Below are 18377 nucleotides of genomic sequence, written 5' to 3'. Positions count from 1 at the left end.
TCATCGGAGGCAAAGTGCTCATCGACTGAGCACTTTCAGAACAGAGGTGGTCCGACATGGAGATCTGGGTGAACCCGGCGTGCGGCAAATGCCGGTCGGCGGTGGCGATGCTGGAGGAAGCTGGTGCCGAGTACACCGTGCGGAAGTATCTGGAGGAACCGCCGACGGCGAAGGAACTGAAGGCCGTCCTCAAGCGGCTCGGGCTCGAGCCGTGGGACATCACCCGCACCGCCGAGCCGATCGCGAAAGAACTCGGGCTGAAGGCCTGGGGGCGCACGCCCGCCGACCGCGACAAGTGGATCGAAGCGCTGGTCACGCATCCGAAGCTGATCCAGCGGCCGATCATCACCGCCGACGACGGCACGACGGTCGTCGCGCGCACCCCCGAAGCCGTCCAGTCCGTTCTGCCCGGATGAGCCGCTAGGGCGCGAACCGCAGGATGGCGCCGACGCCGTCGGGCAGGCCCTCACCGCTGACGGTGACGATGTCCGCTCCTTCGGCCAGCGCGGCGGCCGGCAGGGCCTCGTCCGCACGGCGGTCGTCCACGGCCCCGTCGGCGCCGGTCCCCGACAGCTTCAAGTGTTCCCTGGCGGTGGCGACCTGAGTCGGGTCCGCCGCGGTCCACACGGTGCGATCGGCCAGCGAAGCCACGTCGATCAGCAGGCTTTCGACGGCGCCCGAGCGCAACGCCGCGGTGGTCTCGGCGAGGCCGCGCGCGGCCAGACCGCCGTCGCGGCCTTCCTCGATCCGATAGCGGTCGAGGACGTCCCGGCGATGGTGTTCGGCGTGTTCGGCGAGCACACGCCGGACTTCGGCCTCCAGCGCTCCCGGATCGCCGCCCTCGGCTCGGGCGCCCGCCTCGATCTCGATCAGTTTTTCCCTGGCGCGCGGCGGGAATTGGGTGCGCACCGCCGTCCGCGCCTGTACCTCGCCGGCGAGGATCAGCACTTCGGTACCGACGGAGTCGGCGAGTTTGGTCGCCTCCCGCGCGATTTCCGCGGCGTTGCGGTCGACGACGGCCTCGACGCGGTGCTGGATGTTCCAGTACGCCGAACCGCCACCCCGGACCTTGTGCACGGGGTGGTCTTCGCCGTGGACGGTGCGCTGTTCGGTGCCGTGCTCGCCGACCGCGAGCAGATCGGCCCCGGTCTTGTCCGCCACTACCACGACGTGCGGTATGGCCGGCGGCGCGAGTTCGAGGAGCGGGAGAAGATACGGCTGCGGCGCGACCCGCGCGATCTCGCGGGGCGGCGGCTCGGGCAGTCGCTCGTCGAGTACGACCTCGTCCCCGCCGGCCACGAGTACCCGGCCGGCCTTGCCCTCCGGTGGCGGCTCCCGGCCGATCGCCTCGTCGAGCGCCGCCAGCGCCGGTTCCCGCGCTCCTTCTTCGGCGAGTTGTTTCCGGATCGCCCGCCAGCGCAGCTCCTGCTGGGCCGCGGCGTCCTCGGTGTCGTGCGAGCTGTCGAAGTACACCGAGGCGAACGGCCCTTCGCGAGCGGTCACTTCCCGAAGCGTTGTGACGTTCACGCTTCCCTCCCGGCTCGTTGGTTCACTGTCGATCTTCGAGTACCCGTCAGGTGCGGGATGAATCATGGAGGGCACGCAGGCCGGGCAGCAGCGCCAGGATCACCGCCGCCATCAGCGCGAACACCGGCCGCAGCCCCACTGCCTCGGCGAGCAGCCCGCCCGCCGCGCTTCCCAGCGGCTTGGTGCCCCACGCGACGAGCCGGTGCGCGCTGGTTCCGCGGCCCAGCAGGTGGTCCGGGATGATCCGCTGCCGCAGCGAGACGACGATGACGTTCCATACGACGACCCCCGCCCCGCCGAGGAAGAACGCCACGCCGATCACGTACGGATTCGTGGTCACCGAAGGGATTCCGACGAGTGCGGCGCCGGTGAGCAGGCTGAGGGCCAGTGCGCGGGTGCGGCCGAGTACGCGCTCTATCCGCTCGGCCGCGAACGAGGCCACGAAGCTGCCCGCGGCGATGACGGCCAGCAGGAAACCGTAGGCCTGTTCCGGCAGGCCCATCGCCGAGGACGGGCCCACCGCGTAAAGCACGAAGAGGGTGAGCATCGCGCTCGTGGCGAAGTTGAACCCGCCGATCATGATCGCCGTGACCCGGAGAAACCGGTTCGCCCAAAGGAAACGCAGGCCTTCGGCGAGATCTTCGCGCACGCTGGTCTGCTGTGTCCTTTCGACGCGGAACGATCCCTGGACGAAGAAGAGCGCGAGGACCGCGACGACCCAGAGCGCGGACGGAACCATGAACGCGGCGAACGCCCCTGCGGCGACGAGGAAACCGCCCACCGGCGGACCGACGAATTCGTTGGCCGTGAGTTCCGCGGCGTAGAGGCGGCTGTTGGCCCGGGTCAGCCTGTCGCGGCCGACGACCTGGGGCAGGATCGCCTGCGCGGCCGTGTCGTGCACCGTTTCGGCGAACCCGAGGCCCAGTGCGATCGCGTAGAGCAGCCAGATCGACCCGGAGCCCAGCGCGATCGCCACCGCGAGCGCGGCGAGCAGGCCCGCGCGGAACACGTTCGCGGTGAGCATCGCGCGACGACGGTCGACGCGGTCGACGAGCACTCCGGCATGCAGCGCGGCCACCAGCCACGGCAAGGACAGGGCGAACGCCAGTCCCGCGATGAGCGCGGGCGATCGGGTGAACTGGACGGCCACCAGACCGAGCGCGACCTTGACGATGCCGTCGGCCAGATTCGACAAGCCCGACGAAGTCCACAACCGCCGGTAGGCGGCCCCCAGTGAGCTCATCGATCGAGAATCGCACATCGATTGAGAAAACTCCATCGATGTTGTCTCCCTCGGTTTAGGCTGGAGGGATGGACGATCAGCTCGCCGCGAGGGTCGCGGACCGGCGGCGTGAGGCGACGGCGCGTGAGGCCAAGGCGCTCGGCCATCCGGTGCGGCTGCGCGTCCTGCGGCTCTGCGGTGAGCGGGAACTGACCAACAAGGAACTCGCCGACCGGCTCGGCAAGGATCCCGGCACGGTGCTCTACCACGTGCGGCAGCTCGTCGAGGCCGGTCTGCTGGAGCAGGCGCCGGTGCGGACCGGCGCGAGCGGCGCGCTCGAAAAGCCCTACCGCAGTACTGGCAAGAGCTGGTGGCTCGACGGGCCGCTGAACGGCGAGGACGAAGAGACCCGGTTCGGCCCGATCGAGGCGTTCCAGGACGAACTCCGCGAGGCGGGCCCCGGTTCGGTGCGGGTGGTCGAGCGCTTCGCGTTGCACCTTTCACCGGAGGAGGTCACCGAACTCGACAACCGCATCCTCGACATCCTCGACGAGTACGTGGCCACCGACCACGAGCGGCTCGACCGGCCGCTGCTGAGCGGGATCTTCCTGCTGCACAGCCTCGCTGACCGCGCGTGAAGGCCCCCTTCCCTCGGCTCAGCCGAGGGAAGGGGGCCTTCACGCGCAGCCGCCTGGTTCAGCCGAGCTTGTGGAAGAAGTCCCGGATGCTTCCCAGCAGGAGGTCCGGCGCGTCCTGCGTCGCCCAGTGGCTGCCGCGGTCGAATTCCTCCCACGACACGATGTTCGCGTGGTCGCGTTCGGCGAAGCGCCGCAGGGGACGGAAGTCGTAGGCGAAACTCGCCAGCCCGGTCGGCGCGGTCGTCGGCTCGGCCGGATGCTCGGCGTGCTTGTCCTCGTAGTAGAACCGCGCGGCCGACGCGGCGGTGTTGGTGAGCCAGTACAGTGTGGCGTTGGTGAGGACGTGGTCGTCGTTCGTGCCCGCCAGCAGCTGCGCGCTCCAGGCCAGCTGCCCGGCCGGTGAATCGGCCAGCGCGTGCGCGAGGTTCTGCGGCGCGCTCTCCTGCAGTTTCGCGTAGCCGGACATGTTGTCGTTGAAGTGCTGCAGGAACCGCACGTACTCCAGCTCCTGCTCCGTCATGCCCTCGAACTCGGCGGGGTCACCGGTCGGGAACGAGAACAGCTGCGTGACGTGCACGCCGATGACGTGTTCCTGATCGACGCGGCCGACCTCGGGGGCGACGAACGAACCGGCGTCGTTCCCGTGCGTGCCATAGCGTTCGTACCCCAGCCGCCGCATCAGCTCGGCCCAGGCGCGAGCCGTGCGGTAGCGGTTCCAGCCCCTTTCGTGTGTGGGACCGGAGAAGCCGAATCCCGGCAGTGACGGGATCACGACGTGGAAGGCCTTCGCCTCGGCGTCGCCGTGCGAGCGCGGGTCGGTCAGCCGGTCGATCAGGCCGAGGTATTCGAAGACCGAGTTCGGCCAGCCGTGGGTGAGGATCAGCGGCGTCGCGTCCGGTTCCGGCGAGCGGACGTGGAGGAAATGAATCCGCTGTCCATCGATGACCGTGGTGAACTGCGGGTACGCGTTGAGCTTCGCCTCCCACTCACGCCAGTCGTAACCGTCGCGCCAGTACGCGACCAGCCGCTGCACGTACTCGAGCGGCACGCCGTACTCCCAGCCCGGCGTGACGGGTCCTCGCTGTACGCCGTCGGTGACCTGATCGGCGGGTAGTTCGTTCGCCCAGCGGACCCGGGCGAGGCGGTCGGCCAGGTCGTCGAGTTCGGCCTGAGGGATGTCGACGCGGAAGGGCTTGATCTCGGTGTTCTCGTTCATGAGACCAAGATAGAGTTCCATTAGGAACACTACGTTCCTAATGAGGAGGGAGTCTCGAAGAATGTTGGAAACTTCGGCAAGATTGCTCCGTTTGCTCTCCCTTCTGCAGACTCCCCGTGACTGGACCGGTACCGAACTGGCCGAACGCCTGGAGGTGAGCGCGCGGACGATCCGCAACGACGTCGAGCGGCTGCGCGCGCTCGGCTACCCGGTGAACGCGACGCGAGGTTCCGTCGGCGGCTATCGCCTCGGTGCCGGCGCCGATCTGCCGCCGTTGCTGCTCGACGACGAGGAGGCCGTCGCCGTCGCGATCGGCCTGCGCACCGCGGCGGGCGGCACCATCGCGGGGGTGGAGGAGACGTCGTTGCGCGCGCTCGCGAAGCTGGAGCAGGTGCTTCCGTCGCGGTTACGGCGCCGGGTGAACGCTCTGCAGGCGTACACGATCCCGGTGCCCCGCGACGAGCCTGGACCGCGCGTCGACGCCGGGACGCTGACCGTGCTGACCGCCGCCTGCCGCGACCACGAGGTGCTGCGCTTCGGCTACCGGGCCCACGACGGGTCGGAAAGCCTCCGGAAGGCCGAGCCGTACCGGCTGGTGAACTGGGGCCGCCGCTGGTACCTGGTCGCGTGGGACCTCGACCGCGGCGACTGGCGCACCTTCCGCGTCGACAGGCTGACCCCGCGCGTCCCGACCGGCCCGCGGTTCACCGCGCGTGACCTGTCCGAGGACGTCACGGACCGGGTGCGGCGCGGTGTCTCGTCCGCGGCTTGGCGGTACCGGGCCGACGTCACCGTGCACGCGTCCGCCGAAGAGGTGACCGCGCGGATCAACCCGGCCGTCGGGACGGTGGAGGCCGTCGACGCGGACACCTGCGTGCTGCACACCGGCGCCGACAGTATCGAGACGCTGGCCGTCCACTTAGGACTGCTCAATGTCCCTTTCCGGGTCACCGAACCGCCGCAGTTGGTCGACTACTTGCGCACGTTGGCCGACCGGTATCGCGACGCGACCCACGGTTATTGAGGGGTACGGCAAATGTGGCGTGATCGGCTCGTTGCCCGGGGGCAGGCGAGAGGCTCCCCGTTGAGGCGAGGGCGACTGTCCACAAGGGACACCTTTGGGGGACTAGGTGTCCTGTTGCTGACGCTATGTGCGGTTTCGCCTGGGGTCGTGAGTGGCGATTCGGGTTAGAACCCTCATTGCCACTCACGACCCCCGTGCCCAAACCACGCAAGTCGCCCAAGTCGGACACCTGCCCTGCCCAAAAGAGTCCTTTGTGGACACTCTGTCCTCGTCCCGGCTTCCGGTAGCCAGTCCGGACCCGCGCCGGGGCACGCCATTTTTGGCTTACCCACCGCAAAAAGCGGGTTCAGTGGGCGAAGGTGCTCAGGAACCGGTCCCGGAACGCGTTCATCGGCCAGCTCGGCGCGTTCCGGTCCGGGTTCAGCCCGTCCTGCCAGTTCCACCCGGCGATCTTGTCCAGCACGGCCTTGTCCCGTGTGACGACGGTGATCGGGACGTCGCGGTCGGCGCCCGCCCCGGCGACGATCGGGTTCGGCTGATGGTCGCCGAGGAACACGAGCACCAGATCGTCGTCCCCGTACGTCTCCACGTACGAGATCAGCGAGTTCAACGAATAGGCGATCGAGTCGCCGTACGCGGCCCGCACCTTGGCTGGGTCGGTGAAGACCTCTTCGGGTGTCTTTCCCTGCGCGGGCATCGGGTGGTAGACCGATCCGTCGCCGACGGCGTTCCAGTCGACCATACGGGGGAGCGGTGTCCACGGCCAGTGACTGGTGACGAGGTCGATTTCCGCCATCAGCGGCGGGTGGTCCCGCTTCGCGCGTTCGGCGCGCTGGAAAGCCGAAAGCGTGAACTGATCCGGCATCGTGGCGTAGGAGAACGGCGGGCCGTGGTAGCCGATCCCGCGTGAGTCGTAGTAGCGGTCGTAGCCGTAGACCTTGCCCTCCGGCCACTCCTCGGTGTGCGCGGGGACGACGCCGACGGTCTCCCAGCCCGCTCGTTTGAACGCCCCGCCGAGGGTGAACCGGTCGGTCTTCACGAAGTCGTCGTAGCGGTGCTGGCTGTCGACCCAGACGCCGGACTGGAACGTCGAGTGCGCGAGCCAGCTGCCCGCGCTCGTCGTCGGCGACGTCAGGAACGCGCTGCGCGAGCCGTACCCGGCGTTCTTCAGCCGCGCGGTCCCGGCGTCGAGTACCGCGTCGACCTTGGGCGCGATGTCGGAATCCTGGACGGCCACCCGACCGTAGCTCTCGACGAAGGTGAACAGGACGTCCTTGCCGCGCAACGCGTTCAACAGCCCGGACGGCGGTGTGTCACGGAAGGCGTCGACGGCGACCTCCGACGCGAAGGCCTCCCGGTCCCGGATGCCGGCCCGCACCTGCCGGAGGTCGTCGTAGGCGTAGGCGGCGGCACTGCGTGACGCGAGCGGCTGCCCCGGCGCGAGCTGCACGCCGAACACCGCGCAGCCGATCCAGATCACGCTGAGCACGGCGACCACCCGGGTCGACGCGGTGCGGCGTCCGGCCACCACCCGGCTCAACCGCACCATCGACAGCGCCATGAGCACGATCACGGCCACGGCCAGCAGCACCAGCCCGACGGCCGACGCGGTCGCGGCACTCCGGCCGATCGAGGTGCCGAGCAGGTCGACGCCGTTGCCGACGACGCCCCAGTCGAACACCGGGTTGAACCGCCGGTTCAGTGCGAGCCCGAAGCCGATGTCGATGGCCTTGACGACGGTCAGCAGCCCGAGGACGGCGCCGGCGGACATCGCGACGATCCGCCGGGCGCCGTCGCGCAGCATGAGCACGACCGCCACCCCGAGCAGCGCTTCCACCGGCAGCCGCACGAACGCCTCCGGCGTCAGCCGGTCGAGGTCGTTCGGCGCGAGCAGGGCGAACAGCACGAGGACGCCGGACAGGGTCGTCACCGCGCTGGACGCGATTTCGCGGGCGGCCGTCCGGTCCCCCGGCAGGCCGACCAGGGCGGGGCGCGTGAAAACCGACAAGGCGGGTTCCTTCCAGGGTGCAGGAGCCTTCATCGGGTTACACGGACGACGGGGGTCGGTGGTTCAGCCCGATCGCCAGGTGCGCAGCGCCCACCACCAGCCGACGGTGTGCCGCACCTGCGATCCGCCGTCGTCTTCCGGCAGGTCGAGCGACGCTCCGGTGATCTCGCCGAGCCTGGAGAGCCGGTATCTGACGGTGTTCGCGTGGACGTGCAGTGCCGCGGCGGTCTGATCGAGCCGCCGCCCGTGGTCGAGATAGGCCAAGGCGGTCGAGACGAGCTGTTCGTGGAAGGCGTCACCCGGAGTCAGCGCGCCCAGCAGGGTCTCGCCGAGCAGCGCGGCGAGCCCGGGTTGGGCGTCGAGCGCGGTCTCCACGGCCAGCTCGGCCACCTCGTGCAGGCCGCGGGCCCGCTCCCGCGCGGCCGTCGGCAAGGCCATCGCGCACAGGGCGTGCATCCCGCGGACCTCGGTGAGCGGAACGGCTGGGGAGACCACGATGAGGACGTCGTCCCCCAGCGCCGACGGCGTCGGCAGCCGCGGCGCCAGCCCGGTCAGCCGTCCTTCCACCAGCCCGAAGATCCCGCCCGTGCCGCCGAGCCGCCGCTCGACGACCCGCGCCTGGTACGGATCGCCGATGTCGGAGTGCAGGCAGTGGTAGCGGCCGTCCGGGTTCAGCCCGGCGTGCGCGACCTCCTCGGCCGACGGCACCGCCGTGTCGTCACCCAGCAACCGCCGCAGCAACCGGACCCGGCTGTCGTGGACCGTGCGGGAGAGTTCGAGTTCGGCTTCGTGGTAGCCGGCGATCACCTGCCGTTCCAGCGCGCGGGTGTTCCGGTCGAAGTCGACCAGCGCCGCCAGCATGACGTCGTCGGGAACCCCGGCCGCCTTGCCGCGTTCGACGGCGATCTCGACCGCGCGGCTGCGCCCGGCCTGCACCCCGCGCAGCAGCGCGGCCAGCGGTACCCCCTGGGTCGCCCGGTCGGCGCCGAGGACGGCGGCCGCCGCGTAGTCCTGCTCACTGGTCCCGCCCGGCCGTTCGAACGACGCGAGCCCGGCGGCGAGCACGATCGCGACGTGCCGCCGGTTCTCGTGCACCGGCAGGCCCGCCACTTCCGGCGACTCCGTGCGGGCGGCAAGGACGACCTCGTCGACGACGTCGGCGTCGGCCGCCATCGCCCGCAGCACCTCGTGGAGCAACCGGTGCGCCATCGCCACCGCCTTCCCACGGGTGGTTGTGAGCTGTCCACAACGAACGACGCGGTCCTTGGCGACCGGCCCCTACCGAGGGTGTCCGATCGGTTGGTTTCCTGTGAGCTACCGAAAGGTAACAGGACTTCGCCGAAGGGTGCGCGTGATGCGGAAACGCCGATTGCTGAACTTCGCCCTCGTGGCCTGCCTTGTCGTCACGGCACTGGGCTCGGTGTCAGGGACCACGGCTGCGAGCGCCGCCCTGCGGCAGGTCCTGTTCGTGGGCAACAACTGGGAGGGGACGGCGGACGTCATCCGGCCCTCCGGCGATTACGCGAAGATCGCGCGCGTCGACATGGTGCCGGACAAGGACGAGCGGCTCGCCGAGATCTATCTGAACCCGATCAAACTCGCGTTCTTCCTCGGTATCCGCAACGGCGTCGGCGAGGGCCACGACCAGCTCGTCGACGATCTCTACACGACCCCGGACGGCCGTTCCGTCGTCGCGTCGCGCCCGAGTTTCGCCGACGTCGTCTCGATCGACCTCGCCACCGGCCGTGTCAACTGGCGTTTCCCGGTGTCGGGGTTCCGGTCCGACCACATGGCCGTCTCGCCGGACGGGCGCAGCATCGCGGTGTCCGCTTCGACGTCGAACACCGTCCACGTGCTGAACATCGAGACCGGGCAGCAGCTGGGCTCGTTCAAGACCGGCGACAAACCGCACGAGAACACCTACACCGACGGTGGCCGCTACCTCTGGAACAGCTCGATCGGCGACGTGAACACCGCACTCGACGCGCCGTGGCAGGACTTCACCAAGGGCGACCGGAAGCTCACCGTCGCCGACACGAAGACCTTCCAGCAGGTCAAGGTCATCGACATGCGCCAGCGGCTGGACGCCTTCGGCCGCACCGATCTGTCTGACGCGATCCGCCCGATGGCGTTCACGCCCGACGAGTCGAAGCTGTACTTCCAGGTGTCGTTCTTCAACGGCCTCCTGGAGTACGACGTCGCCACCGACCGCATCACCCGGTCGAAGACGCTGCCGAAGAACCCGAACACCAGTGAGGACCGGACGACCTGGGTCAACGACTCGCGGCACCACGGGCTGTCGATGAGTCCGGCGGGCGACAAGCTGTGCGTCGCCGGGACGATGGACGACTACGCGACCATTGTGGACCGCGCGAGCCTGCAGGAGGCCCGGCTCGTGACGGCCGCGAAGCCGTACTGGGCGACGGTGAACGGCGACGGAAAGCATTGCGTCATCTCGGAAAGCGGTGCCGACCAGGTGACCGCGATCGACTTCGCGACCGGTGCGAAGGTGAAGTCCGTCCCGGTCGGCGACCACCCGCAGCGGATCCGGATCGGCTACGTGCCCGACGGCTGGACGGGGCCCGCGGGCCGGTAGCCTGCGCCGGTGAGCGAAGAGATCTGGGCGGCCCTCGGCGCGACGTCCCTCCATGAGGTGCGACGCCGTGCGGCGGTGATCGACGCGATCACCGACATCACGCCGATCGCGGTGGACGGCGCGGAGCGGTTCGCCTGGAACGACAGTGGCGGGCAGTCGGCCGTCTGGTACTTCACGCCGGACGGGCGGGCGCTGCTGCTGACCTTCGACCACGAGCTGGATTTGAACCTGTACGCCGAAGGTGACTATCGGGCGCAGGAGGCGCTTTACGGCGGCGTCCCCGAAAGCCTTGTCGCGCTGGTGCGGAACCGCCCCGAAAACTACGAATCCCTGAACCTCGTCGATCCGGAGACGGGGGCGGCGATCCACTACGCCGGTGGCGTCTTCTGGTTCGACGGAAAGCAGTGGCGACAGGCCGAAGGTTTCCTGGAGCACTGCCGCCGGGAAGGCCTGGACCCGCTGGGCGAGTCGGGGTTCGCCTACTGCGTCGGCCCCTACCGGTTCGGCGAGGAATTCACCCCGGAGGCGATCGTCGAGGATCGGGCCGCCGACGGCTGGTACGAAGACGACGACGCGGAACGCGAGAAGGCGCTGGCCGAGATCCGGGAGATCTTCGCGCGGCTCGGCTGAGGCGTCCCGCTCACCGCACGATCTTGGCTCCGCTGTGGCACCGTTTCAGGAATGAGTCTGCTCCTGGGGCCGTTGCTGCGCCACGTCGACGAGACGTCGGCGACGGTGTGGGTCGAGACCACCACCGCCAGTGAGGTCGAAGTCCTCGGCACGACCGCGAGGACGTTCGAAATCCGGGGGCACCATTACGCCCTGCTCGTGCTGACCGGGCTCGAACCCGGCACCAGCACCGAGTACGAGGTGCGCGTGGACGGCGAAAAGGTGTGGCCGCTGCAGGATTCCGGCTTCCCGCCCAGTCGCATCAGGACACTGCCCGCGAAGGAGTCGGGGGTCCGGCTGGTGTTCGGCTCCTGCCGCAAACCGCACGACGGGGACAGCTTCGGCCCGGACGCGCTGGCCGCGTACGCCCGCCGGATGGCCGAGGGCGACGAGGCCGAGTGGCCGCAGGCGCTGCTGATGCTGGGCGACCAGGTCTACGCCGACGAAACCACCGACGAGACGCAGGAATGGCTGAAGCGGCGTCGCGACACCTCGAAGCCGCCCGGAACCGAGGTGACGGACTTCGAGGAGTACACCCACCTCTACCTCGAAGCCTGGGGTGAGCCGACGATCCGCTGGCTGCTCTCCACCGTGCCGACGTCGATGATCTTCGACGACCACGACGTGCGCGACGACTGGAACACCTCCCACACGTGGCGGCAGGGGATGCGCGCGCAGCCGTGGTGGCAGGAGCGCCTGCGCGGGGCGATCATGTCCTACTGGGTCTACCAGCACCTCGGGAACCTCGGCCTCGCCGAACTCGCGGAGGACCCGACCTACCAGAAGGCCCTCATCTCCGGCAGGGACAACGCCGACCTGCTCACCGCCTACGCCGACGAAGCCGACAACGAACGCGACGGCACCAAAGGCGCGCGATGGAGTTATCGGCGCGACTTCGGCAAGGTGCGGCTGTTGGTCATCGACAGCCGGGCGGGGCGGATCCTGGAACCCGGCCACCGGGCGATGGTCGACGACGACGAGTTCGACTGGGTCGAGGAGAACGCCGCCGAAGCCTGCGACCACCTGCTCATCGGGTCTTCGCTGCCGTGGCTGCTGCCGCCGGTGATCTCCCACCTGCAGTCCCTCAACGAACGAGCCTGCGACCGTCCCGGGTGGCGGGGACGGCTCGCGGAGAAGATCCGGCAGGCGGGCGACCTCGAACACTGGGCGGCGTTCCGCGCGTCGTTCGACCGGCTCGCCGCGATGATCGCGCGCGAGGGGCGCCGGGAGGAGCCGCCCGCCACCATCGCGGTGCTCTCCGGCGACGTCCATCACGCCTACATCGCCGAGGCGCGGTACCCCGAACCGGTGACGTCGACGGTGTACCAGCTCACCTGCTCGCCGGTGCACAACGCGATGCCGCGGCCGCTCCGGTCGGCGTTCGCCGCGACCTGGTCGGCCCCGGTGGCGTCGCTCGCGCGCCGCTGGGCCCGCCGAGGCGGCGTCGCACCCGATCCGCTGACCTGGGCCAAGGTGTCCGGCCCGCATTTCGGCAACGTGATCGCCACGGTCGAGACGACCGGCCGTTCCGCGGTCACGACGATCGAACAGGCCACCGGCGACGGGCTGACCGAGGTGGCCAGGCGGAGGCTGGCTTGACGCGGTCCCGCGCTCGGTAATATCGCCGCGTGACAACCTCTGCCGAAACACTCGAGTTCCAGTCGGAGGCACGTCAGCTCCTGCAGCTGATGATCCACTCGATCTACTCGAACAAGGACACCTTCCTGCGGGAACTGGTGTCCAACGCCTCCGACGCACTGGACAAGCTCCGCCTCGAAGCGTTCCGTGACAAGGACCTCCAGGCGGACACCGACGATCTCCACATCGAGATCGAGACCGACCCCGAAAACCGCACCCTGACCGTGCGGGACAACGGAATCGGGATGAGCCGGGACGACGTCGTGGCGCTGATCGGCACGATCGCGAAATCCGGCACCGCCGAATTCCTGAAAAAGCTCAAGGAGACCAAGGATTCCGCGGCCTCGCAGGATCTGATCGGCCAATTCGGTATCGGTTTCTACGCCAGCTTCATGGTGGCCGACAAGGTCACCCTGCTGACCCGCCGCGCCGGATCGGACGAAGGCGTCCGCTGGGAGTCCGAGGGCGAAGGCACGTACACCATCGAGACGGTCCCGGACCTGCCCCAGGGCACCTCGGTCACCCTGCACCTCAAGCCCGAGGACACCGAAGACCAGCTCTTCGACTACACCTCGGCCACCAAGATCAAGCAGATCGTCAAGAAGTACTCGGACTTCATCACCTGGCCCATCCGGATGACCGAGGGCGAAGAGGTCGTCACGGTCAACTCGATGAAGGCGCTGTGGGCCCGCTCCTCCAGCGACGTCAGCGAAGACGAGTACAACGAGTTCTACAAGCACGTCGCGCACGACTGGAACGACCCGCTGGAGACCATCCGGCTCCAGGCCGAGGGCACCTTCGAGTACCAGGCGCTGCTGTTCCTGCCGGGGCACGCGCCACTCGACCTGTTCATGCGGGAACGCAAACGCGGCGTCCAGCTGTACGTGAAGCGCGTCTTCATCATGGACGACTGCGAAGCGCTGATGCCGGAGTACCTGCGCTTCGTGAAGGGCGTCGTCGACGCGCAGGACCTCTCGCTCAACGTCTCGCGCGAGATCCTGCAGCAGGACAGGCAGATCCAGCTGATCCGCCGTCGGCTGGTCAAGAAGGTCCTCTCGACGGTCAAGGGCCTGATGACCGGCGAGAACACCTACAAGTACGAGACGTTCTGGAAGGAGTTCGGCCGCGCCGTCAAGGAAGGCCTGCTGGACGACTTCGAGAACCGCACCGCGATCCTCGACATCTGCTCCTTCGCGTCGACGAACGACCCGGAGAAGCCGACCACGCTGCGCGAGTACGTCGAGCGGATGAAGGACGGCCAGGAGCACATCTACTACCTGACCGGCGAATCGCGGCAGAGCATCGAGAACTCCCCGCATCTGGAAGCCTTCAAGGCCAAGGGCTACGAGGTCCTCGTGCTCACCGACCCGATCGACGAGATGTGGGTCGACGCGGTCCCCGGGTTCGAGGAGAAGCAGTTCCAGTCGGTCGCGAAGGGTGAGGTCGAACTCGACTCCGACACCACCGACGAGCAGAAGGAGGAGTTCTCCGGGCTCCTGACCTGGCTGACGACGGCGCTCGGCGAGCAGGTCAAGGAGGTCCGGCTGTCGTCGCGGCTGACGACGTCGCCCGCCTGCATCGTCGGTGACACGAACGACGTCACCCCGACGCTGGAGAAGATGTACCGCGCGATGGGCCAGGAAATGCCGCAGATCAAGCGGATCCTGGAACTCAACCCGGGCCACCCGCTGGTCTCCGGGCTGCGGGACGCCTTCGCGAAGCAGGGCGAGAACGAGGGTCTCGCCGAGACCGCCGAACTGCTCTACGGCATGGCGCTGCTGGCCGAGGGCGGCGAACTCGCCGACCCCTCACGCTTCACGAAGCTCCTCGCCACGCACCTCCAGAAAACCCTGTAGCCGGGAGCTGAAGGGGACTTTCCCCGCATAAGACGCCACGAAAGGGCCCTTCACCGCATCGCATGCGGTGAAGGGCCCTTTCAGCTCTACGGCCGGGTCCGCCAGAGCACCAGGACGAAATACGGCGTCCCGACCAGCGCGATGACCAGGCCGGCGGGGATCTGGGCCGGCGCGATGACCGTCCGCCCGAGTGTGTCCGCGACGCTCACCAGCAGCGCCCCGAGCGCCGCCGCCACCGGGATCACCCGGCCATGCCGTCCGCCGACCAGCGATCGCGCCAGATGCGGCGCGACCAGTCCGACGAAGGCGACCACGCCGATCGCGGACACCGCGGTGGCCGCCAGGATCCCGGACGCCGTCAGCACCACCAGCCGCGACCGTTCGATGCGCATCCCGAGTACCCGAGGGGTGTCCTCGTCGAGGGCGTGCAGGTCGAGTTCGCGGTGCTTGAGCCACAACAACGGCGTCAGCGCGAGCAGCGACAACGCCACCGGCGCCACCTGCTCCAGTGTCCGGCCGTAGGTCGACCCCGAAAGCCAGGTCAGCGCCTTGGCCGAGTTCCACGGGTCGGAGACGACGATCAGCAGGGTGATCAGCGCCATCCCGGCCGACCAGACCGCGATGCCGATGATCACCAGCCGGTCCGAATCCAGCCCCGATCGCCACGCCAGCCCGTAGACCAGCACGAACACCACGGCCGCCCCCGCGCCGGCGGCACCGGCGATGGCCCACGCGCCGACCGTCGGGACGATGGTGATCAGTGTGATCGCGCCCAGCCCGGCGCCCGCGGTGATGCCGAGCAGGCCGGGTTCGGCGAGCGGGTTGCGGCTGACCGACTGGATCCCGCAGCCGGACACGGCCAGCGCGGCACCGGCGAGCAGCGCGGCCAGCACCCGAGGAAGCCGCTGGTCCAGCACGAAAGTGAGCGCGGTCCCGGTGTTCCCGGTGACCCAGTTCGCGAGGTCGCCGAGCAGGACGACGCGGTCACCCAGCATCAAGCCCACGAGGGGCACGCCGGCCAGCAGCACCACCAGCGCGGCGGTGATGGTCACGAGCCGTCGCTTCGATCCGGCGACGCCGACCCGCCCCGCCGGGGACGGACGCCGCGAGCCACTGGCCCGGCCGCGCCGCGCCAGCCACACCATCACGGCGGCGCCGACGAGCGTCGTCACGACGCCGGTCGGCACCCGCACCGCGGCGGCCGAGCCCATGATCGCCCGCAGGACGACGTCGGCGCCGAGCACCGTCACCACCCCGACCAGGCCGGACACCGGCAGCAGCACGCGGTGCTTCGCGATCGGCAGCAGCAGCCGCGTGATCACCGGCGCGCTCAGCCCGACGAAGCCGACCGGTCCGGCGACGGTCACCGCCGCCGCGGTCAGCGCGACGGTCAGCAGGACCGCGCCGATCCTCGTCCGCCGTACCCGCAGGCCGAGCACGGTCGCGTTGTCGTCACCGAGGGCGAGGATGTCGAGTTTGCGGCCCATCACGACGAGCGCCACGACGGCGAGCACCACGATCGGCGTCATCTGCCCCGTCGCGCGCAGATCCGACACTGTCAGCGACCCGCTGCCCCAGGCGAAGAGCCCGGACGTCTCTTGCTCGAACATGAGCAGCAGCAGGATGGTCACCGACTGGAGCGCCAGCATCACCGCCGAACCGACGAGCACCAGCCGTGGACTCGCCGAACCGCCGCCCGCCAGTCCCAGCACGATCACCGCCGCGGCGAGCCCGCCCGCGAACGCCGCCCCGCCCACCGGCACGAGCGGCAGTGAAAGCCCGAGCGCGGAAATGGCCACGACGGCGAAATGCGCGCCCGCGTTCACCGCGAGCGTGTCGGGCGAGGCGAGCGGATTCCGTGCCACGGACTGCATCCCCGCGCCCGCGACGCCGAGGGCGACCCCGAGCAGCAACGCGGCGAGCAGCCGGGGGACGCGCGAACCCTCCAGTACCGCGAGGGTTTGCGCGTCGCCCTGGCCGAAGAGCGCCTTCAGCACGTCCAGCGGACCGGACGTCGAGGTGCCCTGTGTCAGGTGGACACCGGCGAGGACGGCGATCAGCACCACCAGCCCCGCCGACACCACGGCGGTCCGCACGGCTTGCGGCGACCGCAGGTCCTCGCTCATCAGGCGGTGATGGCCTTCACGATCTGGTCGGCGGTGAAGATGATCGACTTCGGCCCGCCGAAGGTCCACGTTCCCGCCTCCAGCTTGTGGATCTTCTTCGACACCACGAACGGCAGCCGCTGGTAGACGGCGTTCTGCGCGAGGCCGGTGGTGAAGACGTCCTCTTCGGACGCGCTGTAGAACAGCACGGTCTTCGGGTCGGTGATCGCGGTCAGGCCTTCGACGTCGGTCTGGCCGAGGCCCCATTGCGGATCGACCTGCCCGGTCCACACGTTCTTCAGGCCGACGGCCTCGGCGGTGTCGGAGACCAGGGAGCCCTTGCCGAACGGGCGGATGCTGACGGTGCTGCCTTCGAGGTAGCCGTCGGCCATCAGGAACGGCGTGCCCGCGGCGCCCTTGGCCTCGACGGCCTTCTTGCCCTCGGCGAGTTTGGCGTCCATTTCGGACAGTTGCTTGTCCGCTTCGGCCTCCTTGCCGACCGTTTTGGCGATCAGCTTGAAGTCCTCGCGCAGCCGGTCGAAGTTCCGGCTCGCGTCGCTGGATTTGGTGACCACGACGGGCACGTACTTCTCGATCTGCGGCACCAGTGTCGAGTCGCGTTCCTCGGCCATGATGACGACCTCGGGGTTCAGCCCGACGATAGCGTCGACGCTGGGTTCGTTGCGTTTGCCGACGTCCTTGACCTCGGCGGGCAGCGGAACGGCCTTGTCCCAGACGTTGTAGCCCGCGACGTCCGCGGCGCCGACCGGCGTGACCCCGAGCGAGGCGACCATCTCGGCCTCGCCCCACTCCAGCACGACCACGCGCTTCGCCGGAGCCTTGAGGGTGACGGCCTTGCCGCGCGCGTCGGTCACCGTGACCGGACCGCTCGCGGCGGCCGGCGCGTCCGGCGCGGACCCGGAGGGCTCGGTGGTGCCGCAGGCGGACAACAGCAACGCCGCCGCCGTGAGCAGGGCAGGGGTCAGCACTCGCATGGTTCTTCCTGGATTTTCTCAGGCGGGCCTGGGCGAATAGCGCCCGAGTGGCCTGCAGTGGATCGCGCCCGTGACCGGGTCGTTCGCGACGTGGACGGTGACCCCGTAGGCCTGGGACAGATGCTCGGTGGTGAGCACCCGCCCGATTTCACCCGTGGCCACGATGGTTCCCTCGCTCAGCAGCACGACCTCGTCGGCGATGATCGCCGCGTGGTCGAGGTCGTGCAGCACCACGCCGACCGCGACGCCTTCTCCGGCGAGATCGCGGACGACATCGAGGATTTCGACCTGGTAGCGCAGGTCGAGATGGTTCGTGGGCTCGTCGAGCAGCAGCACCGAGGTCTGCTGCGCGAGGCAGGACGCGAGCCAGACACGCTGGAGTTCGCCGCCGGACAGCTCGTCGACGCCGCGTTCGGCCATCGGCGTCACACCGGTCAGTTCCATCGCGCGGCGGATCGCGGCGGCGCCGTCGGTGTCGACCCCTCGCCAACCCGAGCGGTAGGGGTAGCGGCCATAGGAGACGACGTCGCGGACGGAGACCCCGCTCGGCGTGGGCCGGTGCTGGGTCAGCAACGTGACCTGACGCGCGAACTCCTTGCCGGACAACGCGTTCGGACCCCAGACGGAACGCTCGCCGAGCCGGACGTCGCCCGCGCGAGGACGGTGCAGGCGCGCCAGGGAACGCAACAGCGTCGACTTGCCGGAGCCGTTCGGCCCGACCAGCGCGGTCACCGTACCCGCGCGCAGCGACAGCGACACGCCGTCCACCACGGCCCGCTCATGGTGCGCGAGCACCAGATCATGGCCGGTGAGCAGCGCGTCTTCCGTCGACATGAGGGGAGCCTAACCTAAGGGGGTGTTCAGGCGGATGTCGCGAGTGACA

Annotated in this window: 15 protein-coding genes; 7 read left to right on the top strand and 8 right to left on the bottom strand. The window is 69.3% G+C overall.

All coding sequences use genetic code 11. The features are described 5' to 3' along the window. Positions 1–56 precede the first annotated feature (56 nt). The gene (locus ACZ5ZX_RS17340) at positions 57–416 is read left to right on the top strand and encodes an arsenate reductase family protein (RefSeq protein WP_465502995.1); all 360 of its coding nucleotides are present in this window, start codon (positions 57–59) and stop codon (positions 414–416) included. A gap of 4 nt (positions 417–420) precedes the next feature. Here the strand turns inward: ACZ5ZX_RS17340 and ACZ5ZX_RS17335 are convergent, their stop codons facing one another. Both ACZ5ZX_RS17335 and ACZ5ZX_RS17330 read right to left on the bottom strand, forming a co-directional pair. After that, complete coding sequence (locus ACZ5ZX_RS17335) at positions 421–1503, bottom strand: Rv2629 family ribosome hibernation factor (RefSeq protein WP_465502994.1); 1083 nt, start codon at positions 1501–1503, stop codon at positions 421–423. A 70-nt stretch (positions 1504–1573) separates the two neighbouring features. Further along, on the bottom strand, positions 1574–2770 hold the full coding sequence (locus tag ACZ5ZX_RS17330) for an MFS transporter (protein ID WP_465502993.1): 1197 nt from the start codon (positions 2768–2770) through the stop codon (positions 1574–1576). Positions 2771–2838: 68 nt separating this feature from the next. On the opposite strand from ACZ5ZX_RS17330, the gene ACZ5ZX_RS17325 reads away from it, so the two are divergent. Further along, on the top strand, positions 2839–3387 hold the full coding sequence (locus ACZ5ZX_RS17325; RefSeq protein ID WP_465502992.1) for an ArsR/SmtB family transcription factor: 549 nt from the start codon (positions 2839–2841) through the stop codon (positions 3385–3387). Between the two features lie 58 nt (positions 3388–3445). Here ACZ5ZX_RS17325 and ACZ5ZX_RS17320 read toward each other — a convergent pair whose 3' ends face one another. Further along, complete coding sequence (locus ACZ5ZX_RS17320) at positions 3446–4603, bottom strand: epoxide hydrolase family protein (RefSeq protein ID WP_465502991.1); 1158 nt, start codon at positions 4601–4603, stop codon at positions 3446–3448. Between the two features lie 61 nt (positions 4604–4664). On the opposite strand from ACZ5ZX_RS17320, the gene ACZ5ZX_RS17315 reads away from it, so the two are divergent. Then, positions 4665–5627 (top strand): helix-turn-helix transcriptional regulator, encoded by a 963-nt coding sequence (locus tag ACZ5ZX_RS17315; protein WP_465502990.1) that lies wholly within the window; start codon positions 4665–4667, stop codon positions 5625–5627. Between the two features lie 346 nt (positions 5628–5973). Here the strand turns inward: ACZ5ZX_RS17315 and ACZ5ZX_RS17310 are convergent, their stop codons facing one another. Then, positions 5974–7635 (bottom strand): sulfatase-like hydrolase/transferase, encoded by a 1662-nt coding sequence (locus ACZ5ZX_RS17310; protein ID WP_465502989.1) that lies wholly within the window; start codon positions 7633–7635, stop codon positions 5974–5976. Between the two features lie 63 nt (positions 7636–7698). After that, on the bottom strand, positions 7699–8844 hold the full coding sequence (locus tag ACZ5ZX_RS17305) for a PucR family transcriptional regulator (RefSeq protein ID WP_465502988.1): 1146 nt from the start codon (positions 8842–8844) through the stop codon (positions 7699–7701). A gap of 145 nt (positions 8845–8989) precedes the next feature. On the opposite strand from ACZ5ZX_RS17305, the gene ACZ5ZX_RS17300 reads away from it, so the two are divergent. From ACZ5ZX_RS17300 to htpG, 4 genes are read left to right on the top strand one after another with little or no spacing between them, the layout of a single operon-like run. Then, positions 8990–10231, top strand: coding sequence for a YncE family protein (locus tag ACZ5ZX_RS17300; RefSeq protein ID WP_465502987.1), 1242 nt, complete (start codon positions 8990–8992; stop codon positions 10229–10231). A 9-nt stretch (positions 10232–10240) separates the two neighbouring features. Next, positions 10241–10861 (top strand): hypothetical protein, encoded by a 621-nt coding sequence (locus ACZ5ZX_RS17295; protein ID WP_465502986.1) that lies wholly within the window; start codon positions 10241–10243, stop codon positions 10859–10861. A 51-nt stretch (positions 10862–10912) separates the two neighbouring features. After that, positions 10913–12499, top strand: coding sequence for an alkaline phosphatase D family protein (locus tag ACZ5ZX_RS17290; protein WP_465502985.1), 1587 nt, complete (start codon positions 10913–10915; stop codon positions 12497–12499). Between the two features lie 29 nt (positions 12500–12528). Then, positions 12529–14394, top strand: a complete 1866-nt coding sequence (htpG, locus tag ACZ5ZX_RS17285) for a molecular chaperone HtpG (protein ID WP_465502984.1) — start codon at positions 12529–12531, stop codon at positions 14392–14394. A gap of 86 nt (positions 14395–14480) precedes the next feature. On the opposite strand, the gene ACZ5ZX_RS17280 is transcribed toward htpG, so the two are convergent. From ACZ5ZX_RS17280 to ACZ5ZX_RS17270, 3 genes are read right to left on the bottom strand one after another with little or no spacing between them, the layout of a single operon-like run. Beyond that, entirely contained in the window at positions 14481–16520 is a 2040-nt protein-coding gene (locus ACZ5ZX_RS17280; RefSeq protein ID WP_465502983.1) for an iron ABC transporter permease, read from the bottom strand. Continuing rightward, a complete protein-coding gene (locus ACZ5ZX_RS17275) occupies positions 16520–17494 on the bottom strand; it encodes an ABC transporter substrate-binding protein (protein WP_465502982.1) in 975 nt (324 codons plus the stop codon). The genes ACZ5ZX_RS17280 and ACZ5ZX_RS17275 overlap by 1 nt, the downstream gene beginning before the upstream one ends. 18 nt (positions 17495–17512) lie before the next feature. Further along, positions 17513–18328 (bottom strand): ABC transporter ATP-binding protein, encoded by an 816-nt coding sequence (locus tag ACZ5ZX_RS17270; RefSeq protein ID WP_465502981.1) that lies wholly within the window; start codon positions 18326–18328, stop codon positions 17513–17515. Positions 18329–18377: the final 49 nt, after the last annotated feature.

This window comes from Amycolatopsis sp. NPDC033938, from assembly GCF_055575975.1.
This window is presented reverse-complemented; position numbering and strand designations above follow the sequence as displayed.